Below are 601 nucleotides of genomic sequence, written 5' to 3' on the forward strand. Positions count from 1 at the left end.
CCGCTTCATCGGCCGACGCCGCGGGTTCTAAAACCGCCGGCCCGGTAACCAGGGGTGCTAAAACCACCGGCTCCGGCCACAGGTTCTGCACCCCACGCACGTCCGGTTCGATGCCGGCGCAGGTTCAGCGCACCTGGTGGCCCAGCAGCTGCGGCGCACCTGCCAGGTAGGCCTGCAGCACCTGCAGCACCCCGTACTCGCTGTTCGGCGGGGCGGTGAACCGCGCCTCCTGCCGGATGGTGGGGTGTGCGTTGTGCATCGCGAAGGAATACGTCGCGGCCTGCAGCATCTGCAGGTCGTTGAGGTAGTCCCCGAACACCGCCGTCTGCTGCGGCCCGATGCCCAGGGATTCCTGCAGCCGGCGCACCGCGATGCCCTTGTGCACGCCCAGGTTCATCACATCCACCCAGTCCGGCCCGGAAATCACCACCTGCAGCTCCTGACTGAGCGGTTCCAACACCTTGGCCACGGCCGCGGAATTCGCGGGGCTGTGGATGGCCAGCTTGATGGTCTCGTCGCGGACCTGCAGGAGATCGGGCACCGACTCGGTGCGCGCATAATAGGGGGCGACCGCCCGGGCCACCCGTTCGGTGGGCTGCTG

1 protein-coding gene is annotated in these 601 nt (G+C 68.2%); it reads right to left on the reverse strand.

The window, feature by feature from the left end:
* Window positions 1-124 precede the first annotated feature (124 nt).
* Window positions 125-601, reverse strand: a 477-nt coding sequence (locus tag JCM19049_RS16975) for an HAD hydrolase family protein (RefSeq protein WP_279403501.1), incomplete at its 5' end; no start/stop codon positions are given.

It is taken from the genome of Arthrobacter sp. JCM 19049 (assembly GCF_001310435.1).